The organism is Syntrophomonas sp. UBA5494, assembly GCF_002426325.1.
In genome coordinates, this window is record NZ_DIPG01000015.1 from 1 (window position 1) to 4,644 (window position 4,644).

At 49.8% G+C, this 4,644-nt stretch carries 4 protein-coding genes and 1 pseudogene; 1 reads left to right on the plus strand and 4 read right to left on the minus strand.

The genetic code is table 11. The features are described from left to right. Together B3W37_RS01905 and B3W37_RS01910 are read right to left on the minus strand one after the other, a co-directional pair. Positions 1-446, minus strand: a pseudogene (locus B3W37_RS01905) (hypothetical protein); the annotation flags it as partial. A gap of 183 nt (positions 447-629) precedes the next feature. Further along, positions 630-1,664, minus strand: a complete 1,035-nt coding sequence (locus B3W37_RS01910; protein ID WP_483170537.1) for an NRDE family protein — start codon at positions 1,662-1,664, stop codon at positions 630-632. 267 nt (positions 1,665-1,931) lie between these two features. Here B3W37_RS01910 and B3W37_RS01915 point away from each other — a divergent pair, with 267 nt between their 5' ends. After that, on the plus strand, positions 1,932-2,393 hold the full coding sequence (locus B3W37_RS01915; protein WP_481038677.1) for a CBO0543 family protein: 462 nt from the start codon (positions 1,932-1,934) through the stop codon (positions 2,391-2,393). A gap of 77 nt (positions 2,394-2,470) precedes the next feature. Here the strand turns inward: B3W37_RS01915 and B3W37_RS01920 are convergent, their stop codons facing one another. Then, complete coding sequence (locus B3W37_RS01920) at positions 2,471-3,067, minus strand: indolepyruvate oxidoreductase subunit beta (protein ID WP_483170539.1); 597 nt, start codon at positions 3,065-3,067, stop codon at positions 2,471-2,473. 2 nt (positions 3,068-3,069) lie between these two features. Continuing rightward, the coding region (locus B3W37_RS01925) for a thiamine pyrophosphate-dependent enzyme (protein WP_483174616.1) at positions 3,070-4,644 on the minus strand (1,575 nt) is incomplete at its 5' end.

Genomic DNA, 4,644 nt, shown 5'->3' on the forward strand with positions numbered 1-4,644 from the left:
TCGCGCACCCCTGAAACACCGAACTTTGGCCCTTTAAACTGGGCCAGGAAATCCGGCGGGAATTTGATGTCCAGCAGTTTTAAGGGACCGATCATGGAGATGTTCCCGATGATGGTTGACAGCAGCATTGGGATCTGTGGTCCAAAGTTTACGGCAGGGAAAGCCAGTTGAAATACCCACTGGCGCACCTCCTGCAGCGTGGGGACCTCATATTCATTGCCCGGCACCTCGTAGATTCCAACCACCTTGGCCACATATTTTCCCCGTACTTCCGCGGTCTCTTCAGGAACAGGCACCCAGGTGCCTGTGGTCTGTTCTATTGCAATGGAAGTGACTTTTTTAACGATGTCCACTTCTCTGCCGGTCTGCAAGTAGTAGGTGGCGATCACATAGCCGCCGACAGCCTCAATATGTTCCGGCAGGGCCATCATGTCCAGGTCTGACAATAGTAATACCTCCTTGCTGCTAAACTTAGATTTTTCATGGCAGTCTGCCCATCATCCTCGCTGCAGGCCATTAGGCCTCTAAGCTATTCGTACATTCAAAGGGTGTGCATCACGGTGTTAAAATATTTACCCCATAAAAAAAGCCCCGGGCTTGACCCGAGGCACTTTGGCTGAGGATAAATCTTATATTTTGCGCTGTTTGAAGAATTCTTTCAGTTCTTGTTTTGATGCACTGCTGAGGTTATGCCAGCGAATTCCCTGAATGGCTCCTTCAAGGCTGCAAAGGGTATTATAGCAGGTATCACCTTCTAGCTGGCGGAGTCTGAGAAAAGCCTCTTTGCTCCCCAATTCCATCAAGACATCTATGTCATCCACCCCTATGGAAGCCAGGCGTCTTTCCAAATCCTTCCCTATATTGGGCAGATCTTTCAGCCTGCCCTTGGGTTTGGGGACCTGGAATTCATAATATACCTGACTCCATTTATCCATCTCCAGAGGCTCATAACTGCGCTCCCAGAACTGCGTCTTATTGTGACGATCCACCAGCAATATTGTAGACACCCTGGTGCCGTAATCATATTCCCTGCTGGCCACAAACACCGGGCCCAGCATCCTTTCCTTTTTCAATCCTATTCCGGTATCCGGCAAGTTCTCATCCGTGGGATATTCCCGGTCTCGCAGAATGACGAATAAATCTTCCGCATCGAAATGCGGTTGATGCAGAACTTCGCTTAAAGCGTCGGTTCCTTTGCTGACTTTGGGCCAGGGAACATCCAGCAGGCTGTTGCTCAGACCATGGATTCCCGGCTGTATTGGGCGAAGGACTCTTTCACGGTTGGAAAAGTAAAATAAGGTTTCATAATCTCCCAAGAGCAGGTTAAAGCTGTTATATGCCCTTCCCCCATCCTCAAGTGAGTCTATGTAGCTCTGTGGGTCCTGGCTGCTCTGTAAATAATTCTGAACCAGCAGCCCTCGGGAAGGAGCGTTATTCTTGTGGTTAAAAGGATCGCGGTAATTGGTCAAGGCTGCAAAACGCCCGTTTTTAGTGATGCCCATCCAGGTACCGCCCGCTTGCAGGTCCCTTCCCGCCAGAATATGGGGATAGTCTTCCCAAATCTCCGCTCTTGAAGTGGGGCGCTGGTAAAACTCGTCGCGGTTGGCGGCGACGACCAGTTTATATCGGGGATGATCATCCCAGGCCAGCAGAATAAGACACATGTTTTCCTCTCCCCTTCATCATCAGGATTGGCATAATGACAATTACTTCCGGATTATTGGCAAAAAATATTATAGATATCATACCGCACCTGCAAGAGATAATAAAGAAACGGCCCCGGCCTCCTGATCCGGGAAAAATTTTTCGACAAAAAGCATTTCCAGTGGGATTTGGGCAGAATAAGTTCATCAGATTTTTTATTCATCTAACAGTGTATAAGAAAAACTGCTTTGAGATTCATGTAACGTCTCTATTAAGGATAAGGAGCCATGTCCAAAGAAAAGATCATTGAATTCTCTTCCTGGATAATATTGCTTACGCTTCTCTTTTGGGTGGTGCCGGTTGAGCGAATTCGCGAAGCCCTGGTAATATTCTTTTTCAAACAGAGTTTAACCTGGCTTTCTGGACTATTAGTGGTGCAGATGGGATTTATAGAATACCCTTTGCGCATATTTCCCAAAGCAACCCGGTCCAGCTTCACTTTCGAGTTCTTTGCCTATCCGGTGATATGTATTTTCTTTAACCTTTACTACCCTTTTGGGGAAAGTGTCAGCCGGCAAATACTGCATTATTTTGCCTTCACGTCGGCTATTACTTTGATTGAGTATATTTTAGAAAAACACACTCAATTGATTAAGTATATTAAATGGGCCTGGTACTGGACCTGGCTGACTCTGTTGATAACCTTTGTAATGTCAAATTTTTTCTACCGCTGGTTTTTCTCGCTTTGATCATTGGTAACACCAATAACCCTACCGAAAGAGGTAGGGTTACAATGGCTTGTATTATTTAAATAGACAATCTGACTCTATACTACGGAAGAATATAATTCCAAACCGGCTTGGAAAGCCTTGAGGTTTACTTCCAGGGCTTTGGCAGGCACGGTGTGCTTAATGGCTTGTTCCACCTCGTTCACCGGCAGATGAATGGCAGCCGTCAGGACGCCTAATAATACCACATTGGCAGCTTTTACGTTGCCGCATGCTATAGCGGTCTTGGTGGCGTCCACAACCAGGGTATTGGGGGCCAGAGCTTTGATGCGCTCTACGATATCGTCCGGATATTTTACCTTGCCGCTCATCACCGGCAAGGGATCGATCCTCTCGTTGTTAATAATCACCCGGCCATCAGGCTTCAAGTAATCGAGCCAACGGGCGGCTTCGATTTTCTCGAAGGCCAGAAGTATATCCGCATCGCCTTTTTTGATAATGGGTGAATAAACCTTCTCCCCGTAGCGCACTTCAGATACCACGCTGCCGCCGCGCTGAGCCATGCCGTGTATCTCCGATACTTTAACATCAAAGCCCATCTGCACGGCTACATCGGCCAGAATCCGGCTGGTCAGGAGGGTCCCCTGGCCGCCCACTCCTACTATCAGAACATTGGTCACCTTTTGCTTATCCATGCTTATCCCTCCACTGCCTTTATGGCGTCGAACTTGCATACTTGTGCGCAGAGGCCGCAATTCACACAAGAATTATCGTTTATGACGGCTTTGCGTTCCGCCTTCACCGGAGAATCGAGATAGACCAAACCGGTACAGCCCAGCCTGATGCATACCGAACAGCCATTACAGATCTCCTGATCTATATAGTACTTCTGCGTGGAAGGCTCATGGGGTATCAGCACACAGGGGCGCTTGCAGATTATCACTGAAGGCTCGCGCCGCTCCAGCTCAGTTTGCAGCGTTCCCTGCAACTGCTCCAGGTTAAGGGGATCGACCACCTTTACATGTTGGATGCCGATGGCCTTAACCAGGGCTTCCAGATCCAGGCGCGCGGTAGGCTCCCGGCGAATAGTCAGTCCGGTGGCGGGATGATCCTGATGCCCGGTCATGGCAGTCGTGTCATTGTCCAAAATCAATACCGTCGAAGTCCCCTGATTATACACCACATCTATCAGAGCGGTGATGCCGGAATGAACAAAGGTGGAGTCGCCGATTACCGCCACGACTTTATCGGCAAAGTCAGCCCCGCGGGCCTTTTCCATGCCCAGGGCGGTTCCTATGCTGGCCCCCATGCAAATGCAGGAGTCCAGGCCTTCCAGTGGTGCGATGGCCCCCAGGGTATAGCAGCCGATGTCTCCCATCACCGCCAGTTTCATCTTCTTCAAAGTATAAAACACGCCGCGATGCGGGCAGCCCGCGCACATGACCGGCGGGCGGCCGGGCACCTGGGTGCTGAGCCCGAATGGGTCGCTGTTGTCAACGCCCAGCAGCTTCTCTTCAATCAATTCCGGGCTGTATTCGCCCAGAAGTGTGAATAGTTCTTTGCCTTCTACCCTGATTCCCAGGGTTTTAACAAAATTTTCTATGACTGGCTCCAGCTCTTCAACCACCACCAGCCGTTTCACTCCGGCGGCAAAGGATCGAATCAGCTGTTCCGGCAGCGGATTTACCAAACCCAGTTTAAGGATGGAGACATCGGGCATAACCTCTTTAACGTATTGGTAGCAGATCCCGCTGGTGATGATGCCCAGTTCTCTGTCACCCCATTCGATGCGGTTCAAGGGGGTTTTCTCGGCATACTCTTTTAACTGCAAAATACTCTTTTCGACTTCTATATGACGGCTTTTGGCAAAGCCGGGCAGCATTACGTATTTGGGAGCATTCTTTTTGTAAAGAGGCAGCTCTCGCCGCTCTAGCTGGCCGGTTTCCACCAGGGTCTGTGAATGGGCCAGCCTGGTGGTGATTCTGAACATCACCGGGGTGTCAAACTGTTCACTCACATCAAAGGCCAGCTTGCAGTAATCCAGGGCTTCCTGACTGTCGGAAGGCTCAATCACCGGCAATTTGGCAAATATCCCGTAGCCGCGGTTGTCCTGCTCATTCTGAGAAGAATGCATGCCGGGATCGTCAGCCGATATTAAAACCAGGCCGCCGTTAACACCGGTATATGAAAAGGTATATAAAGGATCGGCAGCCACATTCACGCCCACATGTTTCATGGCTACCAGGGTTCTGGCCCCCCCGATGGAAGCTCC

Excerpts from the sequence above, each read along its gene's own strand:
- B3W37_RS01910 (WP_483170537.1), bottom strand. The coding sequence starts at position 1,664 with ATGTGTCTTATTCTGCTGGCCTGGGATGATCATCCCCGATATAAACTG.
- B3W37_RS01915 (WP_481038677.1), top strand. The coding sequence starts at position 1,932 with ATGTCCAAAGAAAAGATCATTGAATTCTCTTCCTGGATAATATTGCTT.
- B3W37_RS01920 (WP_483170539.1), bottom strand. The coding sequence starts at position 3,067 with ATGGATAAGCAAAAGGTGACCAATGTTCTGATAGTAGGAGTGGGCGGC.